General features: G+C 33.9%; 15 protein-coding genes. 6 read left to right on the forward strand and 9 right to left on the reverse strand.

Annotated features, from left to right (window positions below; genetic code table 11):
* Positions 1–500: 500 nt before the first annotated feature.
* The 4 genes from AC3IS6_RS18890 to AC3IS6_RS18905 all read right to left on the reverse strand — a co-directional run bounded on the left by AC3IS6_RS18890 (position 501) and on the right by AC3IS6_RS18905 (position 6048).
* Complete coding sequence (locus AC3IS6_RS18890; protein ID WP_489161652.1) at positions 501–2918, reverse strand: ABC transporter permease; 2418 nt, start codon at positions 2916–2918, stop codon at positions 501–503.
* A gap of 200 nt (positions 2919–3118) precedes the next feature.
* Positions 3119–3832, reverse strand: coding sequence for an ABC transporter ATP-binding protein (locus AC3IS6_RS18895; protein ID WP_489161654.1), 714 nt, complete (start codon positions 3830–3832; stop codon positions 3119–3121).
* A gap of 688 nt (positions 3833–4520) precedes the next feature.
* Complete coding sequence (locus AC3IS6_RS18900; protein WP_489161656.1) at positions 4521–5072, reverse strand: IS6 family transposase; 552 nt, start codon at positions 5070–5072, stop codon at positions 4521–4523.
* An 841-nt stretch (positions 5073–5913) separates the two neighbouring features.
* A complete protein-coding gene (locus tag AC3IS6_RS18905) occupies positions 5914–6048 on the reverse strand; it encodes a hypothetical protein (RefSeq protein ID WP_489161658.1) in 135 nt (44 codons plus the stop codon).
* Between the two features lie 334 nt (positions 6049–6382).
* Between AC3IS6_RS18905 and AC3IS6_RS18910 the strand changes: the two genes are divergently transcribed.
* From AC3IS6_RS18910 to AC3IS6_RS18935, 6 genes are all read left to right on the forward strand, one after another.
* Positions 6383–8278 (forward strand): flavin monoamine oxidase family protein, encoded by a 1896-nt coding sequence (locus AC3IS6_RS18910; RefSeq protein WP_489161660.1) that lies wholly within the window; start codon positions 6383–6385, stop codon positions 8276–8278.
* 776 nt (positions 8279–9054) lie between these two features.
* On the forward strand, positions 9055–10884 hold the full coding sequence (locus tag AC3IS6_RS18915; RefSeq protein ID WP_489161661.1) for a cytochrome-c peroxidase: 1830 nt from the start codon (positions 9055–9057) through the stop codon (positions 10882–10884).
* A 129-nt stretch (positions 10885–11013) separates the two neighbouring features.
* Entirely contained in the window at positions 11014–13659 is a 2646-nt protein-coding gene (locus AC3IS6_RS18920) for an alkaline phosphatase PhoX (RefSeq protein WP_489161662.1), read from the forward strand.
* Between the two features lie 56 nt (positions 13660–13715).
* Positions 13716–14618 (forward strand): leucine-rich repeat domain-containing protein, encoded by a 903-nt coding sequence (locus AC3IS6_RS18925; protein ID WP_489161664.1) that lies wholly within the window; start codon positions 13716–13718, stop codon positions 14616–14618.
* 340 nt (positions 14619–14958) lie between these two features.
* Positions 14959–15831 carry a hypothetical protein gene (locus AC3IS6_RS18930; protein ID WP_489161665.1) on the forward strand — a complete coding sequence of 291 codons (873 nt, stop codon included), beginning with the start codon at positions 14959–14961 and terminating at the stop codon, positions 15829–15831.
* A gap of 75 nt (positions 15832–15906) precedes the next feature.
* Positions 15907–16503, forward strand: a complete 597-nt coding sequence (locus AC3IS6_RS18935; RefSeq protein WP_489161666.1) for a hypothetical protein — start codon at positions 15907–15909, stop codon at positions 16501–16503.
* Between the two features lie 268 nt (positions 16504–16771).
* Here AC3IS6_RS18935 and AC3IS6_RS18940 read toward each other — a convergent pair whose 3' ends face one another.
* The 5 genes from AC3IS6_RS18940 to AC3IS6_RS18960 form a co-directional block, all read right to left on the reverse strand.
* The gene (locus tag AC3IS6_RS18940) at positions 16772–18181 is read right to left on the reverse strand and encodes an efflux transporter outer membrane subunit (protein WP_489161668.1); all 1410 of its coding nucleotides are present in this window, start codon (positions 18179–18181) and stop codon (positions 16772–16774) included.
* A 2-nt stretch (positions 18182–18183) separates the two neighbouring features.
* Complete coding sequence (locus AC3IS6_RS18945; RefSeq protein WP_489161669.1) at positions 18184–21333, reverse strand: efflux RND transporter permease subunit; 3150 nt, start codon at positions 21331–21333, stop codon at positions 18184–18186.
* 63 nt (positions 21334–21396) lie between these two features.
* Positions 21397–22515 carry an efflux RND transporter periplasmic adaptor subunit gene (locus AC3IS6_RS18950; RefSeq protein ID WP_489161671.1) on the reverse strand — a complete coding sequence of 373 codons (1119 nt, stop codon included), beginning with the start codon at positions 22513–22515 and terminating at the stop codon, positions 21397–21399.
* Positions 22516–22848: 333 nt separating this feature from the next.
* Complete coding sequence (locus tag AC3IS6_RS18955; RefSeq protein ID WP_489161672.1) at positions 22849–23604, reverse strand: LytR/AlgR family response regulator transcription factor; 756 nt, start codon at positions 23602–23604, stop codon at positions 22849–22851.
* A gap of 1 nt (position 23605) precedes the next feature.
* Positions 23606–24706, reverse strand: coding sequence for a sensor histidine kinase (locus AC3IS6_RS18960; protein WP_489161674.1), 1101 nt, complete (start codon positions 24704–24706; stop codon positions 23606–23608).
* Positions 24707–24793 lie beyond the last annotated feature (87 nt).

The following is a 24793-nucleotide window of genomic DNA, read 5'->3' on the forward strand; positions in this document are numbered from 1 at the left end:
TTCTTTTACTAAATAGAAATTAATTCGATACAATCTTTAGGGTTTTCCGCATTTAAACATTTTAGTTAAGTAATTTACAATATAAAAATAAAAAACTAATTAAATCCCAAATCATAATTCATCTTTACGTGAATTTGTTAACTTGAAAAAGTTACTTGTTTTTTTTTTAGCAGATTTTATTATTGAGATTTTTTTATCTAGTACCTTATCTATTTAATAATCTACAACAGATAGATTGTTCAAATCACCCACAAAATGGTTCGAAAATTGTCCCGTTAGGGCTACCACGAAACAAAATTTTATCTAAAAAATGTTTTAAATTAGTCCTCTGAGTTTTTAAAAACCATCAACTATTCAAAAAATGAGATTTTACAAAAATAAATAAGGATGCAAAATTATACTCTTAACTTCGTCTCCAATTTTCGTTAGCATATCCAACTTTTAATACATAAAAAAACTCCATTATTTCTAATGGAGTTTTTTTACTTTACAAGATTTTCTTATTCATATTTTAAATACGGCAAAACATCAGTTTTTGTAGCTGAATAAGCTCTTGAAAGAACAATTATTAAAGTCAAAACCAATAAAACAATAAACCCTAGAACAAACGGAATGATGCTGATATCAATTCTAAAAGCAAAATTCTCCAGCCATTTGTTCAGTAAATAATAAACCGGAAACAAGGCTATTATAAAGCCAATGATGCAATACAAAATATATTGTTTGGATAATTCTTTTAGTAAAACATTCGTTTCAGCGCCGAGTGTTTTTCTGATTGCGATTTCTTTCATTCGTCTTTGTATGGAGTAAGAAGCCAGTGCGAACAAACCAAAAAGCGCAATTAGAATTACTACAATGTTAAGCAGTGAAAACAAGTTTTTTTGCTTCACATACGATTCATAGGTTCTCGCGTATTCTTTATCAACAAAATCATATTGAAAGGGATATTCGGTATCGACTTTCGACCACAATTTTTCGATATTGGCAATCGTATTTTCCAGATCGTCCCGTTTTAGTTTTACATAAACTTTGTTAATGTTCTGTGTCATACCAAACATTTTGATATTATAAAAAGCAATTGGCGGCACTTTTAATTCAGGGCTTAATAAGTTGAAATCCTGTATAACACCAATTATTTTTATTTTTTGATCTCGAATTATAAGTTCCTTGCCAATAGGATCTTTAAGATTCATTAATTTTAATGCGCTTTCGTTTATGATCACAGAATTTATAGTGTCTGAAGCCAGTTTTCTATCAAAATTTCTGCCCTTAATTATTTTGATGTTCAACATTTCAAACATGCCAAAATCTAAAGGAATAATACGTTCTTTAAAAAGTTCATTATTGTATAAAACCCCCGATACAGAATTGTCTGAACCGTCAAACGCAATAAGGCCAGTGGATATTTGTTCAACGCCTTTAATTGTACTGAGCCGCTGTTTTATGATGTTGTATTTGTTGTAAATCTTTTGGGTTGCATTTTCTCCATGGTAATCAATTGATGGAAAATTTAAAGAAACTGAAATTACCTGATCACCTTTAAAACCTAGATCTTTATTTTGTAAAAATTTAATTTGCTGGTAGACGATACTGGAGCCATTAATAAAAAAGGCTGCAATGGCAAACTGAAAAATAAGCATTCCGTTGCGCAGCCAGATACCTTTTTTGCTTCTTCCGTAATTTCCTTTCAAAACTTTAAAAGTTTCGAAATTGGATATATAAATGGCTGGAAATAATCCTGCAGTCAAAATTGTAATGATAAAAATCAATATCAATTGTATGCAAAACTGGCTGGCAAGAAGTACAAGGTTTTTGTTTAAAAAGTTGTTGTAATATGGCAAAGTTAGTTCTACAATTACTAAGGCCAGTAAAATAGATAAACTCGTGGTTAAAAACGTTTCAAAAAGAAACTGACTAACAATATCTCCTTTTGATGCACCCGAAATTTTACGTACTCCAACTTCTTTCGCCCGCTTTACGGCAGTTGCAGTTGCGAGATTGATGTAATTAACAATCGACAAAATGAGAATTAAAAAAGACAAGCCCATCATGATCATTAAAAACTGATAATTTCCCCGCGTTTCAGGATAACCATCTGTTATCGAATGTAATCTGGCTTTTGACAAAGGTTCAAGAACAACCGTAAAATGGCCTACTTTTTTAGCCATAACTTCAGGTGTAAAACCTGCTTCTTTGGAAAGTAGCATAATAAAATCGTGGTTGTAAAGTCTTTCGAGCTTCTGTCTTGTAAGATCAACTTTTGACGGGTCTTTTACTTTTAATAATAACTTTAAAATAAACGGATTTGGCTTCCCCGAAGTTGTTAGTTCCTTTATTTTATTGATGATGGCATTTGGCGCAATCGAAGAATTTCCGGGGATATGATACACGGCACGAACCGAAAAAAGCTGGTCAAAACATTTTATTTGTTTTCCAATGGGGTTTTCATTTCCAAAAATCCTTTCAGCCGTAATATCTGAAATAGCAATGCTGGAATCATCTTTTATGGCTGAAATTGCATCGCCCTGAATAATTTTGAAAGGAAAAAAAGAAAAGAAATTTTGTTCGACATTGATAATTTTATCTACAAATTCCTTTTTTCCCTTGTAAATAATTTTATCCTTTTGATACCAGTTGTCAGCATATAGTGTAGATTCGATATTTGGATCTTCGTCTAAAGCCGGTTTCAGGAATAAGGCGCAATCTGACCCGGCGGGCGTATCGCTTAGTTGAACCAAAACCTGATAAACATTCTTTTTTTCAGGGTTCCAGACATTGTAACTTTGTTCGTCGTTCCAGTAAAGCAGTCCAAAAATTAGCCCAGCAATTCCTATGGACAATCCGAGAATATTCAGGAAAGAGAAAAGCTTGTTGTGCTTTAATTGGTAAATAAATATGTTGATATAATTAAGTATCATAATTTTAATTGAAGTTAATTTGAAAAGCAATAATTTTTTTCCAGTTATTCGTAATTTTAGGCATTGTAAAACATCACTTTTGTTGCCTGATACGCTCTAGTTAGTACAACTAAAAGTGTTAAAAACAGTAAAGCACTAAATCCTATAAAACGGATAACGAGAAATTGTAATTCCGTATGCAAAATTCCCTAACCATTTATTTAGTTGTTTAGAGTGGCAGCAAAAACATCGATATTTTTATTATTCACTTTTTCTGAAAGAATAACTCCGTCTTTCATCAAAATGGTTTTTTGGGAGAAAGAAGCATCGTAATCAGAGTGCGTAACCATCAATATTGTCACTCCGTTGGCGTGCAAATCTGTTAGCAATTCCATTACTTCATTTCTGTTTTTACTGTCCAGATTTCCTGTTGGTTCGTCGGCCACAATAATTTTCGGATCATTGATTAACGCTCTTGCCACGGCCACACGTTGTTGCTGACCTCCCGAAAGTTGTTGCGGATAATGTTTCAAACGATGTGAAATGCCTAATTTATTGGCGATTTCGTTTACTTTTTTCTTTCTTTCAGATGCTGGAACGTCGTTGTAAATAAGAGGCAATTCGATATTATCAAAAACCGATAATTCATCAATTAGATTAAAATTTTGAAAGATGAAACCGATGTTTTCTTTTCTGGCTTTTGATTTTGCTTTTTCTTTAGTGCCAATCATTTCCTGACCTAACAATTGATAACTTCCTCCAGAAGCACTGTCTAATAAACCAATGATATTTAACAAAGTCGATTTTCCGCTTCCGGATGGTCCCATAATCGAAACAAAATCGCCCTGATTGATGTTTAATGAAATTTCGCTCAATGCATTTGTTTCTATTTCTTCACTTTTAAAAATTTTTGATAGTTTTGTAACGTTGATCATAATTGTTGTTTTAAGATTGATACTTTTAATTTGCTGGGCATAATTATATTAACACATAGAAACATAGATTTTGTAAACTCAAAACAAGCATTTCACTTTTTTAAATACACATAGCATCTATGTGTTAGAAATAAGTTTCTTTCAATCTTCTATTTAGACAAACAAAAAACTATGTTTCTATATGTTAAATATTATATACGAATTACACGCAACGAGTTACTGTTTTTAAATTTTTTATTGCTGATGTAATAGAAACAAATTGAAATTAAGATAATGACAATATAATCGATAATTTTCTATTGTTATTACTTTTACGAGCAATAATGATTCTCATCTTTGGCGATTTGTTAATCTTAATGTGATTTTCGTGCCAAAAATTTAAAAACTGCAACTGCCTTATTTTTACATTTTTATTTTTTCTAAAAAATTGAAAGTGTTCATTTTTGGACAGCTTTTGTCCAAAACCGAACAAAAATATAAAAAAAGAATGCTTCAATTTTAATCATCGACGATAAGGAAGACATCCTTTTTGCATCAAAAGTCTTCCTGAAAAAGTAATTTTAAGACATTTATACGCTCAATAATCCCAAAAATATTGTTGAATTACTGTCAAAAAACATTTATGTCGCTTTATTAGGTTCTGTCGCATCTGTCAGAATCAAATATAAAAATTTAAGTAATTTATAAGTTAACCCGCCAATTTACAGGATGATTTAAACATCGATATCCCCGGTCCAACCATTTGATTCTTTCTAAGCATATGCGCTACTTCAATTCCACTTAACGTCCGTTTGGCCGATTCAAAACTTTTAAAACCTAATCCGTTTTGGATGCGCCACTTGATGAACCGATGGTCCTGTTCGGCAATATTGTTGAGATATTTACACTGCCGAATTTTAATCTTTGAGAAAGAACGCCTGTTATAAACTTTAATTGCTGCGGTATTAGAACCTCTTTTATCAATATTTATTACTCTTGGCCGGTAGTTATTAATAATTGCTTTAATTAGAAAAGACTGAGCGCTCATTCTTTGTCTTTTTCTGGTCAGAAGGAAGTCAACCGTATTGCCTGATTTATCTACTGCCCTATATAAATAACACCAAATTCCTTTTACTTTAATATACGTCTCATCCATTCTCCAACTCTTCCCCACTCTGGCTTTTCTATTCTTCATCTCTGCCTCAATGAAAGGCATAAACTTATAAACCCAGCGTTGGAGTTGCCTCCAATTTTGCCACAAAAAGCTAAGGCGGTTTAAAAAAAAAGATTAACAACTTGTTTATTTGACGCTATAATTCGAAAGTTAAAAAGAATAATACTTCCTAAATTTATAGCTCTGAAAAAGACTAGAAAAAAGTACACATTGGGGTTTAAGATACTGACCACCTCGATGAGCATCCACTGCGGAAAGGTACTTGATGTGGCCCAAGAACTTAATATCAGTGTTGATACCCTGTAGCACTGGAATTATTTTGATATAGAATACAAGTAGATTCAATTCACAAAAGAGTAACTTCAAAATCCTACGATTACCTAACTTAAAAAAAACTAACAATTATCAAAAAAGCAGTTATTTTTATCAAAAATAGATTAATTTTGTTTTATTGATCAAAATGAATTAAAAAAATCAACAAAACAGAATTTAAACACTTAAACAACAAGTGATTACACGTTTTTAAAAATCAAAAAAAATGACGGTTTTATTTTCGTGGCAACATCGTGGCACACAAGGTTTTTAATAATTGAAAATGCAGGAAGTACAAGGGGTTCTAGCTTATAGTTCGAATCCTGCTCTCCCCACTAAAAAAAGTCCTGAAGCATTTCAGGACTTTTTTTATGACCTAAGAAAACATAGTAAAACCTGCAAATCTTAAGATTCGCAGGTTTTTTTTGATTTATGACAGTTTTCAATCTTTGTAAAAACACTCAAAAGTTCTGTGGCAAAATTGCGGCAAAACTTAGATGGAAAGGATACTTTTTTACTACAAAAAGATAAGGCGGCCTTGTAAAGACTGCACACTCATTCTCTGCCTTCTTCTAGTTAAAAGAAAGTCGACAGTGTTACCAGATTTATCTACAGCCTAATATAAATAACACCAGATGCCTTTTACTTTGATATTGGTCTCATCCAATTCTCCAACTCGCCCCACTCTGTCTTTTCTCTTCTTCATATCTGCCTCAAACAAAGGTGTAAACCCAACGCTGAATAGTAGCATGATCAACATGAACTCCACGCATTCTCATGATCTCTTAAAGATCCCGATAGCTTAATGTAAACCTAAGCTTAAATTATACTGCCTGCAGTATAATAGACTTCGGATAGCAATGACCTTTCGTATTCATCAATTTTATTCACAACAAAAAAACATCCATTCACGACAGAAAAACCTTCATTAACGACATCTTTTTCATTTTTTTTATTTTCAATCATTAATTTCATTTCAGAAAATAAAATCTAGCGTTAGAAAGCGTTTTCGAGATTAACCCAAAGAAAATACGGATACCATAGAAATCAAAAATTTTTATTTTTTAACATAAAATTTATACAAAATGGGACAGTACAAAAGTCGTCAGGAATTTTTAGAAAACAATCCGAGATCAATTGCATTCGCCGCATTGGCTGAAGCAACAAAAATCCAAAACAAGATTACCAATCAAGCGATTAAACTTAGTCCAAATCAACTAGAAGGAAAGGAGGTTATAATCATCGGGTCTGGTGTTGCGGGACTTACCACCGCGTATGAACTACTCGCTCAAGAGTCTGGTGCAAAAGTAACCATTCTGGAAGCATCTCATAAAACGGGAGGACGCTGCATGAGCTTACGAACAGGGGATACACTCATCGAAGATACAAACAGTGATTTGTTCGATTCAAAACCTGGAAAACCACAAGTTGTTCGATTTAAACGCCCGGTGGGAGACTCAGAACCTTACCTTAATGCAGGTCCTGGTCGTATTCCAAGCAGTCACAAACGACTCCTTTCTTACTTAAAACGTTTTTCGGTAGACGTTGAAATATATGTGATGAACTCTGAATCTAATTTGGTTCAAAAGGACGAAAGTTTTGGAGGTGAACCTATGGTTTACCGTCGTTTGGATCATAATACAAGAGGCTGGTTGGCGCACATGGTATACAAAAATGCGGAAGAATTACTTCGCAATTCACAAGTGGGAATTAGTGAAAGTAATCTTAATATACGCGTTGAAGAATTACAAAGTTTGATGATCAGTTTCGGAGAGCTTGATGTAGATGGAACCTATAGCGCAACGGCTGGATCACCTGGCTTCGAGGATGGAAAAACACGCGCTGGATATGAAGTTTTACCTGGTGTTGCGGCTGGAATTGTAGCCGATGTTTTGAGTTTTGATAAATTGCTCGAATCAAAATTTTGGGAAGGCACAAAATTCTATCAACCTACAGATTTTCTTTGGCAACCTACTTTATTTCAACCCGTTGGAGGAATGGATCAGGTGCAACACGCTTTTGCTCAACAAGTGGCAGCTTTGGGAGGAAACATTCTTTTGAATAGTCCTGTAAAAAAAATAAAATGGGACTCAACTAAAGAGAAGTACATCATTTCGGTTGGACAAGTTGGAACAGAAGAACCGATTTATTACGAAGCTGATTATTGCGTTTGCAACCTTGCGATGCCTTTTTTGAAAAACATTCTAGATTCTGATCTCCTAAATTCGGGACTTGAACCTGAATTTAAAGATGCATTAGAAGCCGTTTTTGTGGCACAATTTGAACCAACACAAGCTCCAGGTTATAAACCGCGAAAAGACGGATACGTTCCGCGTTTTTTAGCTTGTACCTCTAAAGTGGGCTGGCAAGCAAATCGATCTTTATGGCAAGGAAGCCCAATAAATCTCAAGACAATGGCAGTTGAAAAATCCGAAGTGGGAGTTGTACCTATTTTTGGAGGAATCTCTTGGACAGACAATGAAATTCAACAAATTTGGTATCCATCTACGGCGTATCAAGACGAAAAAGGCGTGCTCACAGGCGCTTATAATTTTGATAAAGTAGCACACGATTGGGGAAAATTACCCGTTGATGAGCGACTTACCAAAGCACGAAATGATGCCAGTAAATTCGGTAATAAATTTGCAGAAGGCTTGGAAGAAGGCGTTGCCATAGCTTGGCAAAATATGCCAAATATCAAGGGTGGCTGGGCATACTGGCAAGCCGTTGGAGATGCGAACTACTCAACGAAACAATTTAACGCTATTGCACAAGGATCTGGAATTATAGATCCGAAAACAAAAAATGCGAGCAATGCTAACTTTTTTATTGTTGGTGATCAAATTTCCTCCCTTCCTGGTTGGCAAGAAGGCGCTATTGCAGCTGCATTAAATGCAATTTCGAGAATGGCAAAACCAGAGGTTAAAATACAGCCATTGAAAAATTTACCAGACACTCGTTTGATGGTGGAAGGTATCTAAATCAATTAAATAGAAATGAATGGAACGACGTGGAAGGTATTCTGCGTCGTTTTTTTTATTATACTGTTTGATTCGAAATTATTACTCTAAACAACAACCTGCTAACTCATTCATGAAATTTGATACTATATTATTCTAAGGTTATGTCGCATCTGTCAGAATCAAATATAAGAATTTAAGTAATTTAAAATTTAGGCCGCCAATTTACAAAATGATTTAAACATACTTATCTCTGGTCTAACCATCTGATTCTTCCTCAGCGTATGCACAACTTCAATTCCACCCAATGTTCGTCTAGCCGATTCAAAACTTTTAAAACCTAATCCGTTTTGTATATGCCATTTGATAAAACGATGATCCTGTTCTCCCTACTAAAAGGGGAAAAGAAGTTAAAAGGTCACTTTTACAATCTTTTCAAAAACCCAAACTAACAGTGGTAAAACTTGCTAATCTTAGGATTCGCAGGTTTTTTTATTTTATACTGCTTTTCAATCTCTATAAAACCACTCAAAATCCCCGTGGCAGAATCGCGGCATTGGAGTATCTATAAAAATATAATATCCTCAATCATTCCATCAAAAATATTAGTTGTAAGCGTTTTTCAATAGATATAGCAGATTTAATATCTTTTTATGTCCTAGAGCTTCCTTTGTACAAATAACATTCTAAATTAAGTACTTTGAGGGCTGACTTTTTATTTAACCAAAAGAGGTTAATTATTTAATCCAAATTTAAAATTAGGATAATCTGAAGAAATTACTTTTACAAATAAAAACATGAAATCTTTTTCGTTTCTTATTGTACTTTTTATAGGTTTTGTAATAATGTCTTTCAACCCTAGTGATAATGAATACACAACTACAAATGCTATAATTAGTCAAGGATTAAAAAATTTCAAAGATCAATTAGTAGTTTTAAAATCGGATGCGCATCTTTTTCAAGAAAATAAAATTCCAAAAGAAGGTTTACAGGAGTCGTTAAAAAAAGCCAGAAATTCATATAAGGAAATAGAATTTTATATTGCGTATCATTACCCTGAATTTTCCAAAACTAATATTAATGCCGCACCACTATTTCATATAGAAAGCACAGGGACAGCAGCAAATACATTACCTCCTGAAGGGTTACAGGTGTTAGATGAACTTATCTTTTCGGAAGAAGCCAATATCCAAAAAGATAAAATAGTTGAACTATCCGATTTCCTTTATAATAGTTATAATGATTTTTATCTAAGTTCGGTAAAAAACGGTTTATCGGAAGAAAAAAATAAAACGTTACTATTGCGTATCGAACTTATCAGGATTTATACCATGGGCATTACGGGGTTTGATACACCAGGATCACTTAATGTTTTTGAAGAATCCATTCATGCTTTGAGGGGAATTGAGAACTACATAAAAAAGGATGATTATTTTAAAAAGATAGACACTCAAAAAGCCGAAAAAATATTGGTAGCTAGTATTGAATACCTTTCTAAAAGCACCAATTTTGAAACTTTTGACCGAATAGAATTTTATAAAACTTACCTTCAGCCTTTGTATGAAGAATTAGGTAATTGGGATAATTCTCCAGATGATTTAAAAGAAATCTCGGGTTGGAATATCAATAATAAAAATTTCTTCAGTGATGATTTTCTGAATCCCTATTTTTATATGCTCTTAAAACCATCTGAAGATAATGCCAATTTAAGATCTTTAGGTAAAGAGATTTTCTTTGATGAAAGCTTAAGTAACAATACAAAAATGAGCTGTGCTTCCTGTCATTTACCCGAAAATGCTTTTACCGATTTAAAAGCAAAGTCATTAAGCAATGTCGAAGGCAAAACAGTTTTAAGAAATTCTCCATCGTTATATAATGCTGTTTTTGCCAAAAGATTCTTTTATGATATGCGTGCTTACTATTTGGAACAACAAGTTGAACATGTAATTTACAATGAACAAGAGTTTAATACCAGCTACCAAAGTATCATCAAAAAGCTAAAGATAAATCCTGAATATAAAAAAGCTTTCAAAAAGGCCTTTAAAAATGGTAGCATCGACAAACAAAATTTCTCAAAAGCCCTGAGTTCCTACGTCGCATCACTGTATTCTTTCAATAGTGATTTTGATAAGTTTATGAGAAATGAAAAAGAAATTTCTAAAGATGCAAAAAAAGGTTTTAATCTTTTTATGGGAAAAGCGGCCTGCGCAACCTGTCATTTTGCCCCTAATTTTTCAGGATTAGTTCCTCCGTTTTATAATGAAAATGAATCAGAAGTTCTGGGGGTAACCAAGAATCCATTGCAATTTCTGCCAATTGAAATAGACACTGATAAAGGCAGAATAAACAGCAATGTAAAAAAAGAGAGTTCATGGATTTACGAAAATTCTTTTAAAACAATGACAGTAAGAAATGCTGCTCTTACAAAACCCTATTTTCATAATGGAGCCTTTTCAACTTTAGAAGAAGTGATTGCCTTTTATAATGAAGGCGGTGCCGAAGGAATGGGATTAGAAATTAAAAATCAGACCTTGTCTCCTAATAAACTTAATCTTGACGAAAAAGAAATAAAACAACTTGTCGCTTTTATTAACTCCCTGACTGATACGAGTAAAGCACAATACTAACTTAACATTAATCTGTTAACATTAACCTTAAGATTTGCTAACTTATTTATGTGTTTATTTAAAGTAAGCGTAATACAAAGCTCGGAACAGAAAAATAACTTCGCATAGTATAACAAAACATACTAGACCGTGAAAAAAAAATTACTTTCAATTACAGCTCTTCTATTAATAACAAATTCGGTAATTCAGGCTCAGACTACAGTTTTTGATAAAGGTTCATCATGGAGCTATGATGACAAAGGTGTACAGTTAGCCGATCAATGGAAGAATACCGATTTTGATATTTCGGCCTGGAAATCAGGAAATGGACCATTAGGATATGGGGATCCTGTGACAACTACGATCACAAAGCCTTTAAATGCAGCTTATTTCACTAAAGATTTTACCGTTAATTTATCCGATTTGAGTGCCACTATGGAGCTCGGAGTAATGAGAGATGACGGAATTATTGTCTTTTTAAATGGTGTCGAGGTAGTAAGAGATAATATGCCTGCAGGTACCATTGACTATAATACACTTTCAAGTACAACAGTAGATGGAGCGAATGAAAGTATTTATAATATTTTCTCCATTCCAAAATCAAAGTTCGTACAGGGGGTTAACAGAATTTCGATTGAACTACACAACAGAGGAGTAAGCAGTTCTGATTTAAGAGTAGATGCCTACCTTAAAACAGTTCCTGATAATGGTTTTGAAAAAGAATCACCATGGCGTTTTAATGACAATGGTGTACAGTTAGCTGACCAATGGAAAAATCCCGGTTTTGATATTTCAGCCTGGAAATTAGGAAATGGGCCATTAGGTTATGGGGATCCTGTGACAACTACGATCGCAAAACCTTTAAATGCAGCTTATTTCACTAAAGATTTTACCGTTAGTTTATCAGATTTGAGTGCCACTATGGAGCTCGGAGTCATGAGAGATGACGGAATTATTGTCTATTTGAATGCTGTTGAAGTAGTAAGAGATAATATGCCAGCAGGCGCAATTCTGTACGATACTTTTTCAACTACAACAGTCGATGGAGCAAATGAAAGCATTTATAATATTTTCTCTATTCCAAAAGCTAATTTTGTACAAGGGGTTAACAGAATTTCGATTGAACTGCATAACAGAAGTGCTAGCAGTTCTGATTTAAGAATGGATGCCTATCTTAAAAAAGCAGTTCCACCAGTAGTTATACCTCCGGACACCTCTTGCAACGACGGAAATCATATTAGCTGTTTTACCTCTATTGTGCCTACAGTACAAACGCCTAAATTAATTATTCCTAAACAGCACAAATACCAATTGATTCTTAAAGAAGGGGACAATTACACTCAAGGTGGAGGATTTGTGGGAGGCCTAAATGACTTTACTGGTTATGTAGCTAAAAAAACAAGTGGTGTATCTAGCAGTACAGATGGCTATCTTTCGATAAACCACGAAACAAATCCGGGTGGAGTTACAATGGCAGAAATTAATTACAATGCAACAACAAAACTTTGGCAATTAACAAAATCAAGAGCAGTAGATTTTTCATCAGCGAGTTTGGTGCAAACGATCAGAAACTGTTCCGGAGGAGTTACACCTTGGGGAACTATCGTTACTGCAGAGGAATCTGTAGCAGGCAATGACACAAATGGTGATGGTTATAAAGATTATGGCTGGTTGGTAGAAATTGATCCGGTTACAGCTCAGGTTTCTTCTAAAAATGCTAATGGAACAAAAGGAAAACTTTGGCAAATGGGAATCATGAATCACGAAAATGTTGTGGTTAATAATGCCGGAACTATAGCTTATTATGGTGAAGATGGGGGAACGCACATGGTATACAAATATACCATGGATACTCCAAATAACCTTTCTTCAGGAAATTTATATGTTTTGAAATTAGACCAAGGCATAACAAATGGAAATCCAGTAGCTACAACAGCAACCTGGATTCAGGTTCCTAACAAAACACAAGCAGATCAAAACAATACGACTTCTTTGGCGGAATCTTTAGGTGGAACGAAATTCAACGGGATAGAAGATGTTGAAATAAGTCCTTTGGATGGTAAAATATATTTTACAGCAAAAGGGTTAGACAAAGTTTATCGCATGAAAGATAACGGAATGACCGCATCAGAAGTGGAAGTTTTTGTAGGTGGAGGATCAACAGTTTATACTTTAAATACAACAGAAGGAGTTAAAACGGAATCTTGGGGAGATGGTAATGATAATTTAACTTTTGATGAGTTAGGAAATCTTTGGGTTCTTCAGGATGGTGGAAAAAACTATATTTGGGTAATAGCACCAGATCATACTCAGGCAAATCCAAAAGTAAAACTTTTTGCTTCTATGCCAGCTGGATCTGAGCCTACAGGTCTTACTTTTACACCAGATCATAAATTCGGATTTTTCTCTATTCAACATCCTGGTTCAGGTATTGATAAGGATGTTGATGCTACAGGAAATACGATTGATTACAGAGGAAAATCAGCTACAATCGTTATTGCTTTAAAGCAAAATTTAGGTGTAGATAATTCATTGGGTGTTATTGATCACAATCAAAATGAGATTATACTATCTCCTAATCCTACTTCAGGTATCGTACAGATTACTTCTGGCAACCTTAACAACCTGCAAGTTACCGCTTACAACATGTTAGGGCAAATTGTTTACAAAAAAGCTTTTTTGCAAAATCCTGTTACGGAATTAGATTTGACAACACAACTTCAATATTCAAATATGTTGATTTTAAATATAGAAGCTGACGGTTTTCAAAAAACTGTAAAACTTCTAAAAAAATAAGCATTTAATTTTATTTTTTAGCTGCCAATAGAAATGTTGGCAGCTTTTATATATTTATGAAAAAATTACTTTTATTTATTGTCATTATTTTTTCGGTCTGTAATGCTAAAGCACAAATTGACCCGGTTAAATATCCCACTTATACAGATATTGATGCAGCGCTTTTGAGTAAAAAAACCGTATACAGTATGAGCTTCAGAGATAAAGGATTATACAACCTTCCTCCGGATATTATAAAAATAGATTCTCTCTTTTTTTTAAATGTAATGGGAAATCATTTAGAGAAAATGGATAAAGCAATATTTTCTCTAAAACAACTTGAAATTTTGAATGTTAATAAAAACAGTATTAAATTTATTCCTGATGAAATAAGTGAATTAAAAAAACTAAAATCTTTTTCGATAAACCTGAACAGTCTGACCGCTATAAATTCAAACATTTCAAAACTTCAAAACTTACGCATGGTGAGTTTTGAATCAAATAATTTAAGTGTTTTTCCAGAAGCTCTTTTAGACATCCCTTCTCTTGAAGAAATAAACCTCCATAGTAATCAGATAAGTACTGTTTCAGAACGTTTGGATAAAATAAAAAACTTAAAATATCTAAATCTCTCTTCGAATCAAATTAATGATTTAGGAGAAATGAAATTGCCAAAAAAATTAAAATACCTTGAATTACAAAAAAACAGCATTGTAGAAGTTCCCTCGACATTATTTCAATCTCAAAATATAGAATACTTAAATTTGAGTGATAATGCGATATCTTCGATTTCTCCAAAAATTATGAAATTAAAAAATGTTGTAAGTGTAAATTTAGCCAATAATAAACTAAAAGATCTGCCCAACGAAATTCAATACATGAAAAAGCTTAAAACGCTAATTTTAGTTGGAAATCCTATGAATAAAGAAACTATAGGTAAACTTAAAGCGCTGATGCCTAATACAGTTATTTATTTTTAATCATACCCTAACTTAGGTTCGAAAATACTAAACATCCGAAAATATATTTTTTTCCTCTATGTAATTAAAATTTATATAGTTAAGTTTATAGGCAGGCTATTAATGCTAAATAAATATAGAATACTTTTGCTAACAATAAGATTTTGAATACAGTTACTATTATTGAATTTTACAAAAAATGTCATACTCAAAATACAGACTTATTTCATTTTTAACCAGCGTTTTTATCTGCTGTATCATAGTTAATGGTAAAGCACAGATAATCCCTTTTTACAGTGTCATTCCTTTTGAGGAAGAAATTTATTTTACAAAAACAGTCTTTCCTTTCAATCCCTCTTTTATGAAGAACCATAAAGTAAAAAGTATTGTTGTAAAAAATAACAACGAAAATGGGATCAATTATATTTACGATTTTAACCCGGACGGTCAAGTAGTGAGTATAACTAACATACGACACACTAAAGAGAAAACAGACACCACTTTCTATACAAGAAATTACTACAATCCAAAAGGGTTGATCGATAAAAAAGCAAACATTGATTATAATAATGGCGTCGTAAAAATCAGTTCTTACCAATACGATGAAAAAAACAGAATTGATAAAATACGCTTTTTTTCATTGAATTCCGAAATGCCTAATAGACCCCAAAATAGTGCCTGGCTGGCAGAATCATATCCAGGAGTAAATAAAATAGTGACACTTGGTACTTTACCAGATGAAAACCTGCTCAATAAAATGATCGAGGAAAACTCTTTTTCTTCATGGAACTATCGCTATTATACCGAAAATAAATTTGAAGTCGAAGAGTGTACGGAATACTATGATTTTTTAAAGAAGTATGACAATCAAGAGACTTGTAAGCAGAAAAAAACGTATTATTATTTAAACGAACGCCCTGTTGCTTTGTTCCTTCATAACGGCTGTGCCGATAAAACTACTCCCTCTAAACTATACCAATTTAAAGAAGGATTTCTTTCAACTCTGGCTGATACTCCAAACAGCTTTGAGCCCCGAAGCGAAAAATACACCTATAATAAGAATAAAAATCTGTTACTGATGGAAGATATCTGGAGTGCGCAAAAAGTAAGTGAATTGGTAATGACTTATGATAAAAAAGGCTTTCTCACCACAATACAAAGAAAATCAGATACCGCTAAGATGAGTCACTATTTTGAGGACCGCATTCTAAACATAACCTACAGCTTTTACTAATTGTTGAACTTAAATTTATCTTTCTTAAATTCGCTTCAACAGCTGCAATGTTTAATTTCTAACGCCTAACAAGAAATGGATTCTCAGAATAATGAATTTTCAAAAATAGAATCATTAGAATCGAAGAAAACAACTTTTATAGTAAAGTTGTTAGGGACAGTTATTTTTTCAGGTACCGTTTTAGGAATAATTTACTTAGAGCTAATTATTATCGAATCTAAACTATCTGCTAAATTTAAAATTTCTTCTGCAGTACTATCCGTACTTCTTTTATCTTTTTTGGTGTATTTTGTAATAAAGGATATGATTATTCACCAAAAAAACAAAATTACAAAAGTAATAGTGGATCAAAATGGTTTGCACCATTATAAAGATGAAATAGTTCTTGAATCCCTAACTTTTGAGTCTTTATGTCCAACTCCCGATCTGAAAAATTATGATATCGTTTTATCAGTGGGAGAAGATGCGGCTCATGATATTTGTGTATATTATTTCGATAACTCCAGAAACGCAATAATTTATAAAGCCATTACGTTCAACACTCCGTTTTCAATACGCAATGCAAAAGAATTAAAGAGACATTTCATAAAGGGTGTTTTTAAATTTCGATCCGATTTGAAAATTTCACCAAAGGTGTTAGATTTATTAAATTTAAACGATTTACAAAATTAAAAATATCTAAAAATTGTCTCGACCTGAATTTACCTTAGAGGATTTAAATAAGCCTTCCAATGTTAATTTTTCATGTAAGTCGTTATGTTTTAAACTCATAAATTTAAAACATTTCCTTCTTATAAGAATCTTTTCTTATTTGTAAAATAAAATCTTCTGTATAAATATACTCAGAATTATCCTAGTTGTTCTTTAGAGTACTATTTAACAAAAAAATCCATCACCTCTACAAATTAATCTAAAGATGATGAACTCTTGAATATTATTTTTATTGCACTCCTCCGCCTAAGGCGCGGTATAAATTTATTGCTGCATCTAGCTTTTCTAATTTTATAGTCACAACATCAAGTTCGTTTTGTAAAGAACTATTTTGCGCTACAATAACTTCCAGATAAGTCGCCATTCCGCTTTTGTATAAAAGACCTGCATCTGCAGTTGCTTTTTCTAATGAAACTGATTTTTCTGTTACAAGCATAATACGCTCATCTGCATATTTTAGTCTTGACAAGGCATCATTTACTTCACCAACCGCAGTTATGTAAGATTGTTTAAATTGAATCGCTGCTTTTTCTTGTTCTAAAAGTGCAACTTGATAGGCTGTTCTTAACTCTTTCTTTCTAAATATAGGCTGTACTAAATTTGCTGCAATCGATTTTGTTACAGATCCCGGAAAATTAAACCAGGTATCAAACTCAAATGAATTCACACCAATCGACGGACTCAAACTTAATGTTGGGTACATCGTAGCTTTTGCTAATCCTGTTTTTGCATAAGCCGACATTACAGCATATTCACTTGCTTTAATATCTGGTCTTCTGCTTAAAAGTGAAGCCGGAATTCCAACTGGAACCTCAACCGCAAATTCTGATGCATTTAAGTTTCCTGCACGTGCTACAGTATTTGGATATTCTCCGCATAAAATCTGTAACGCATTTTCCTGAACTGCGATATTCGCTTTTGCTAAAGGAACCAATAATTCGGCTGTTTTTTTCTGAGCTTCACTTTGGTTTAATGCCAGAGAACTTATTGATCCTGCGGTGTATTGCAACTTCATCATGTTTAAAGTGCTATCGCTCAATTCGATATTTTTCTGAGCAATTTTAAGCTGCTCGTCTAATCCTAAAAGGTTATAATAAGCTTGTGCTACCTGAACAATTATTCTAGTTTTTAATGCCGAAAGATTTTCTTTCTGAGCAAAATAAGTTGCTTTTGCGTCTCTTTTTTGCATTGCTGCTTTTCCCCAAATATCAACTTCCCAGGACATACGAAGATTGGCACTGTAATCATCCAAATAATCTTTACTCGTAAATTGGGCACTTAAGGAACCGTTCAGCGAGTTTTTAGACTGATAAGTTCTACTTGCTCCTGCATCAAAATCAAGTGTTGGAAGCAATGCTAATTTTGCCTGCTTATAATTCAAATCCAGCTGTTCCATGCTTTTCATTGCGATAAGCACCTCGTTATTTTTAACGAGGGCTTTTTCAATTAAATCAACCAGCAATGGATCTTTGTAATAACTTTTCCACGGAAGTAAAACCGTATCACCCGTTACAGCAATTTCTTCGCGGTATTTATCAGGTGAATTTAATGCTGCACGGGAATATTTTTTTCCTACCACACATGACGTCAAAATCAAGCCGGTAAACAAAGTAATTCCTATTTTATATATTATTCTCATTATTATTCTTTTATAGATTGAACTAGGGTTTTCTTGCCCGAAACTTTTTCCTGTAAATATTGAAATACAATGAAGAGCAACGGAATCACAAAAACTCCCAAAATAACTCCGCTCAACATCCCGATTGAAGCGCTCACACTTATCGATCTGTTTCCTACTGCTGTTCCTCCAGAAGCAAACATCAACGGAATCATTCCTACAATAAAGGCAAGCGAAGTCATGATAATTGGTCGCAACCTTGATCTAGCGCCTTCAATTGCCGCTTCAACAATACTTAAACCTGATAGACGCCTTTGAAGTGCAAACTCTACAATTAAAATGGCATTTTTGGCGAGAAGTCCCACAAGCATAATAAGTCCGACCTGAACGTAAATGTTGTTATCTAACCCAACTGCTTTTACTCCGACAAAAGCGCCTAAAATTCCTGTTGGAATTGAAAGTAAAACCGCCAACGGCAATAAATAACTTTCATACTGTGCTGCCAATAAAAAGAATACAAATAGAAGACATAATCCGAAAATGGCAATCGTTTGGTTTCCTCCTGCTTTTTCTTCCAAACTTAAACCTGTCCATTCGTAACTGTAATCAGCTGGAAGTTTATCTAAAACCTTTTCTAAATTACCCATAATCTGACCGTTACTGTAACCCGGCAATGCCATTGCGGTAATATTTACCGAATTATAAAGGTTGTAACGGTTTACCGATTCCGGTCCGTACACTTTATGGAATTTCACGATTGATTTTACAGGAACCATCTGCATCTGTGCATTTCTAACGAAAATTTCGTTAAATGCATCCTCATCCATTCTGAAAATTCCATCGGCTTTTACATTAACTCTGTAAAACTTACCAAATCGGGTAAAATCTGACGATTGATCTCCGGCAAAATACGTCTGAATATTTCCTAGCAGCTCTTTGATATTAACTCCCATTTGACGTGCTTTGTCTTCATCAACTTCCAATTCCAGCTGTGGATAATCGGCTCTAAAAGTCGTATACGCATATTGAACTCCGGGTTGCTGCATAATTTGTGCGATCACTTTATCTGACATTGCTTTTAAAACTTCCGGACTTCTTGCCATTCTGTCCTGCAATACAATTTCGGCACCACTCGTTACACCAAACCCTTCTACAGGCGGCATTCTGAACACCATGACCGAACCTTCTTTGATTTTAGATAATTTAGCCATAACACTATTCAAAATTTCATCAATATCTTTAACTTCACCTCTTTCTTTTTTAGGCTTTAATTTAATAAAACCTAATCCGTATGCGGTACTGGAACTGTTACTCAAAATATTAAATCCTGTAATACTCGTATTAACATCAATCGCTTTTTCTGATTCTAATATTTTCTCCATTCTCTGAACTACTTCAGTCGTACGATCAAGCGCTGTTCCCGGTGGCATAGATAAACTGTACACCATAAAACCATCATCTTCAAGCGGAACGAAACTTTTTGGCGTTGATATCATCATATAAACTGCAAGAGCTGTTATACCGGTAATTAATCCTGCTGCAATCCATTTTCTTCCCACAAGGAAACGAACACCTTTGATATATCTTCCGGTAAAATTGTTGAAACTCGTATTGAAGCCCACAAAAAAACGGTCTTTAAAACTGGTTTTATGTTCGTGATTTCCGTGTTTGTCGTCATGATTTTTTAATAGAAGCGCACACAAAGCAGGAGTCAGCGTCAAGGCATTTACAGCCGAGATAATAATCGCAATTGCCAAAGTATAAGCAAATTGTTTATAGAAAATCCCTGAAGATCCTGTCATAAAACCAATTGGAATAAATACAGCCGACATGACTAAAGTAATCGAAACTACCGCTCCGGTAATTTCTGCCATTGCACTATGAGTCGCTTCCTTGGCCGAAATCCCTGCGTCTTCTTCCATTTTACTGTGAACGGCTTCGACTACAACAATAGCATCATCGACTACAATTCCAATTGCCAAAACCAAGGCAAAAAGTGTTAGAATGTTGATGGTAAATCCGAAAACCAACAGGAAGAAAAAAGTTCCTACAATCGCTACTGGCACTGCAATAGCTGGAATAATCGTAGAGCGAATGTCCTGCAGGAATATAAATACGACGATAAATACCAGAATAAAAGCTTCAAACAAAGTCGATTTTACCTGTCCTGTCGCTTCGTCCAAACGTTCTTTGGTACTCATTACGTTCACGTATTTAATTCCGGGAGGAAAAGACTTCGATAATCGCTCTACTTCTTTATTAATCCCGATTTCAATATCGTTTGCATTAGAACCTGAAGTCTGTAAAATTGCCATCGTAACCGCATTTTTACTGTTCGATTTATTGTCCCCGCTATAAGAAATTGAACCAAATTCTACTCTTGCTACATCTTTAAGACGCAACAAATTATTACCTTCATTTTTAACCACAATATTTTCATATTGTTCCGGTTTGTTTTTCTTTCCTTTATATCGAATTACATATTCTAAAGCCGCTTTTGATTCTTCTCCAAGTTTCCCCGGAGCCGATTCTAAACTTTGATCTGCAATTGCCTGCGTAACATCAGATGGAACCAAACCTGCGTTTGCCATTTTTCTTGGGTCAAGCCAAATTCTCATAGAGTAATCTTTCTGACCAAAAATCTGAACCTGACCTACACCAGGAACACGTTTCATCTGTGGAACCAGATTGATATTGGCATAATTCTGCAAGAAAAGCTCATCGTACTTGTTATTATCATCTGTATACAAGTTGAAAATAACAATCATACTATTTTGCTGTTTCGACGTTGTAAGTCCCATTCTGATTACTTCTTGCGGAAGTTTTGGGGTCGCTTGCTGTACTCTGTTTTGAACGTTTACCGCAGCCTGATCAGGATCTACACCTTGTTTAAAAATAACACTGATCGAAAAAGATCCGTCATTACTTGCAGAAGATTTAATGTACTGCATATTCTCAACACCATTAATCTGTTCTTCTAACGGAGTTACTACGGAACGGATTACTGTTTCACTATTTCCTCCCGGATACGAACCACTAACCATTACCGTTGGCGGCGAAATATCAGGAAATCTGGTAACCGATAATCTTGTTAGACCAATAATACCCAAGATCACCAAAACAATGGAAATTACTGTTGCCAATACCGGCCTGTCTATTATTTTTTTTAACATGGAAAATGTTATTTATATTAAAAACTAAAAATTATTTTTTGCTAAGTGTAGTCGGATTTAGCGTTATTTTATTATCGCTCTTACTTCGATACCATCATTTAGCGCATCGATAGAATTTAATGCAATCTTATCACCACTTTTTACACCGTTTTTTACAAAATAATTTGTACCGGAACTTCCGGCAACTTCAATTGGAGTCATGGCTACTTTATTGCCTTTGCCTAAAACAAAAACAAAAAACTTATCCTGAATATCTTTTACACTTGCCATTGGTACCGTTATAACAGAAGACAAATTGCTGTTTAAAATAATTCTTGCTGATCCTCCTGCACGCAAAAGTTTTTTAGGATTTGGAAAAATCGCTTTTAAGGCAATTGTTCCGGTAGTTCTGTCAATGTTTCCGCTTGCGATTTCTAATGTTCCTTTTTGATCGTAAGCACTATCATCGGCCATAATAAGACTTACTGTTTTCTTTGATTTTGAATCTTTGGAGAAAGTCAGATAATCAGATTCGCTCATCGAGAAATAAACAAAAACTGTATTAATGTCTGATAAAATAGTCAACGGAACAGTATCTGATGGCGTAACCAAGTTTCCAACACGATTTGGAATACGGCTGATATAACCGCTTACCGGAGCTTTTATCAAAGAGAAATCAGCGTTTAATTGTGAAGATCCTAAAGCTGCTTTTGCTTGTGCTGCCTGTGCTTGTGCTACATCGTAATTTGCCTGTGCCGTTTTTAACTGCATATCCGAATATACTTTTGCATCTACCAGAGGTTTCACTTTTTCAATTTCAAGTTTAGCATTCGCTAAGTTTGCCAAAGCACTTTTGTATGCTGCACGACTGCTGTTAACCTGCTCTGCGTAAACATCTCCTTTAATTTTAAAAAGTGATTGTCCTTTGTTTACATAATCACCTTCTTTTACATAAATTGCTTCAAGGTATCCTGAAACCTGAGCTTTAATATCAACATTTACGGTACCTTCTACAGTTCCGGGGTATTTTTTTGCCACTTCACCTGTAACAGATTTTGCCTGAAAAAAATCTACTTCCGGTTTTTGAACCGCCATTGCATCTGCTTCTGATCCGCTTTTACCGCATGAAGAAAAACTAATGATAATCAATAAGACTACAACCTTATTGAATGTTTTATAATTTTGAAAAAATTGTTTTGTCATTTTATTTCACTTTAATGAATACATAGAATTTGACCGCAAAAGAACAGCACAAAACGACCTTTAAACAGAAGAAAGTTACCCAAACGGAATTTTTCGATACTGAAACGAATGAGAATGATAATGCCAAAGACACAATGGCACGAAGTTTAAATTTATTGAATAGCCTCCAGTTTTAACTGGAGTTATTGATAGGATGGAAAAGACTTTAGTCAAACTCATCTTTTGGCTAAAGCCCTTGATAATGAATTTATTTTACCTCCAGTTAAAACTGGAGGCAACTAAAAAATATGATTTTACTTAGAACCTTAGCAACTTAGTATCTCAAAACCTTTACTAGCGATCCATCCATTGTTTAAATACAGGCGCTTTTTCTCTACTTATGATTACCTCACGTTCAGGATCTAACTTGAGCTGTATTTTTAGCTTTGCATTAAAATAGTTTGAGATCGACTTTATGCTTTCAACCCGAATGAAAAACTGTCTGTTGGCACGAAAAAAAACATCCGGATCAAGTTCCTGCTCTAATTCTTCCATAGTCTGAGTTACGGGAATGGCCGTGCCGTCTTTGAGGACTAAATTACTGGTCTTAAATTCCGAATATATAAAATCAATATCGGCAACATCTACACTTTTATAACCGTCGCGATAGGTTACTAAAAAACGTAATCTAAAAGAGGGTTTATTCATAAAACCTTTTAGAATTCCGGCAATATCAGTCGAATTATTTTCAACTTTAGAAACGGACTTAAACTTTTTTAAAGCAAATTCAAGTTCGTTTTTTTCAATTGGCTTCATCAGGTAATCAATACTGTTTACCTTAAAAGCTTTTATGGCATATTCGTCATAAGCTGTTGTAAAGATAATAGGAGAGGTAATTTCGACTTCATCAAAAATAGAAAAACTCAATCCGTCAGCCAGACGAATATCCATCGTGATTAAATCGGGCGCAGGGTTTGAATTCAGCCATTTAACTGAATCTGCAACGGTATCAATAACGGCCAGAATCTCACATTGAGGTTCCAGTTCTTCCAACAGTCTTTTCAAACGGCTGGCGTTGATACTTTCATCTTCTACAATTAAAATTTTCATACTATTTTGAAATTAAAGGCAAACGTACACAATAAGCCCCATTTGACTCCGAGAAAACGGGCATTCTATCGTGCAGAATTTTATATCGAAACTCAATATTTTTATGTCCAATTCCTGTCGAAACCAAGCTCTTTCCGGCTGTTGGCTGTAGATTATTTCTAACCACAAGATCACCAAGATCAGAATAAATAGAAATCGTAAGCGGATTTGATACTGTTGCCATATTATGTTTTACGGCATTTTCGACTAATAATTGTAATGTTAATGGTGGTAAATGACGATCTAAACAAGTCATCTCAATTTGAAGTTTCAAATCAACCTTCTCACCAAGTCGTTTCTTTAAAAGATAAAAATAAGCATTCAAAAATTCAATCTCTTCTTTTACTGTTATGGTATCTTTATTTAGGTTTGAAATCATATAACGATACACCTTTGTAATGTTCTCCAAAAATGATGCAGCGGCTTTTGGATCTTCATGAATTAGCTCGGTCAGAGCGCTGAAATTATTAAAGATAAAATGTGGATCAAGCTGTAATTTTAATGACTCCAATTCATATTTTGCAGCAGCTTCCTGAAGTTCAGATGCTTTTACTTTTAGTTCTGCCGCTTCTTCAGAAGTAACACGCCAGCGGTTTAGCAAAAATATACTCGTATGTATAAAACTTATAAAAAGGGATAATATCGCAGCCATTAAATTGGACTGCCAGATTTGAACAAGTTCACTTTCTTTTAATGGTGTCCAGGAATATAAATATTCCCACAGATACGAAAAAAAGTAGTTTAAAAGAATGTTACCTAAAATAATGCATACAAACTGTGCAAAAGCTCTGAAAATTGGTTTTTGCTCCCAACTGATCCAATAGTTTAGACTACGCCCAACAAAAAGACTTAACTCTGTAAGTACAGCACAATATACAAGGATTATAAATATATCAAGCGTCCAATCTATTACTAATAAAGTATTATGCTCAAAATCCTGATAGGGATTCAGAAAATAATAAGAGGATAAATAAATCAGAAAAACCACCGGTATAACAATAACTCTATAATATTTATAGAAAAAATTCTTTCCGGATAGTTTATTTTGAATACTTGAATTCATTAACTAATAATTGGTTAAATATTAAATTTATGCATATTAATTGAAACAAAGATAAAAATTGACAATGCCTATTACACTTCTAAATCC

The organism is Flavobacterium sp. KH_035, from assembly GCF_057839565.1.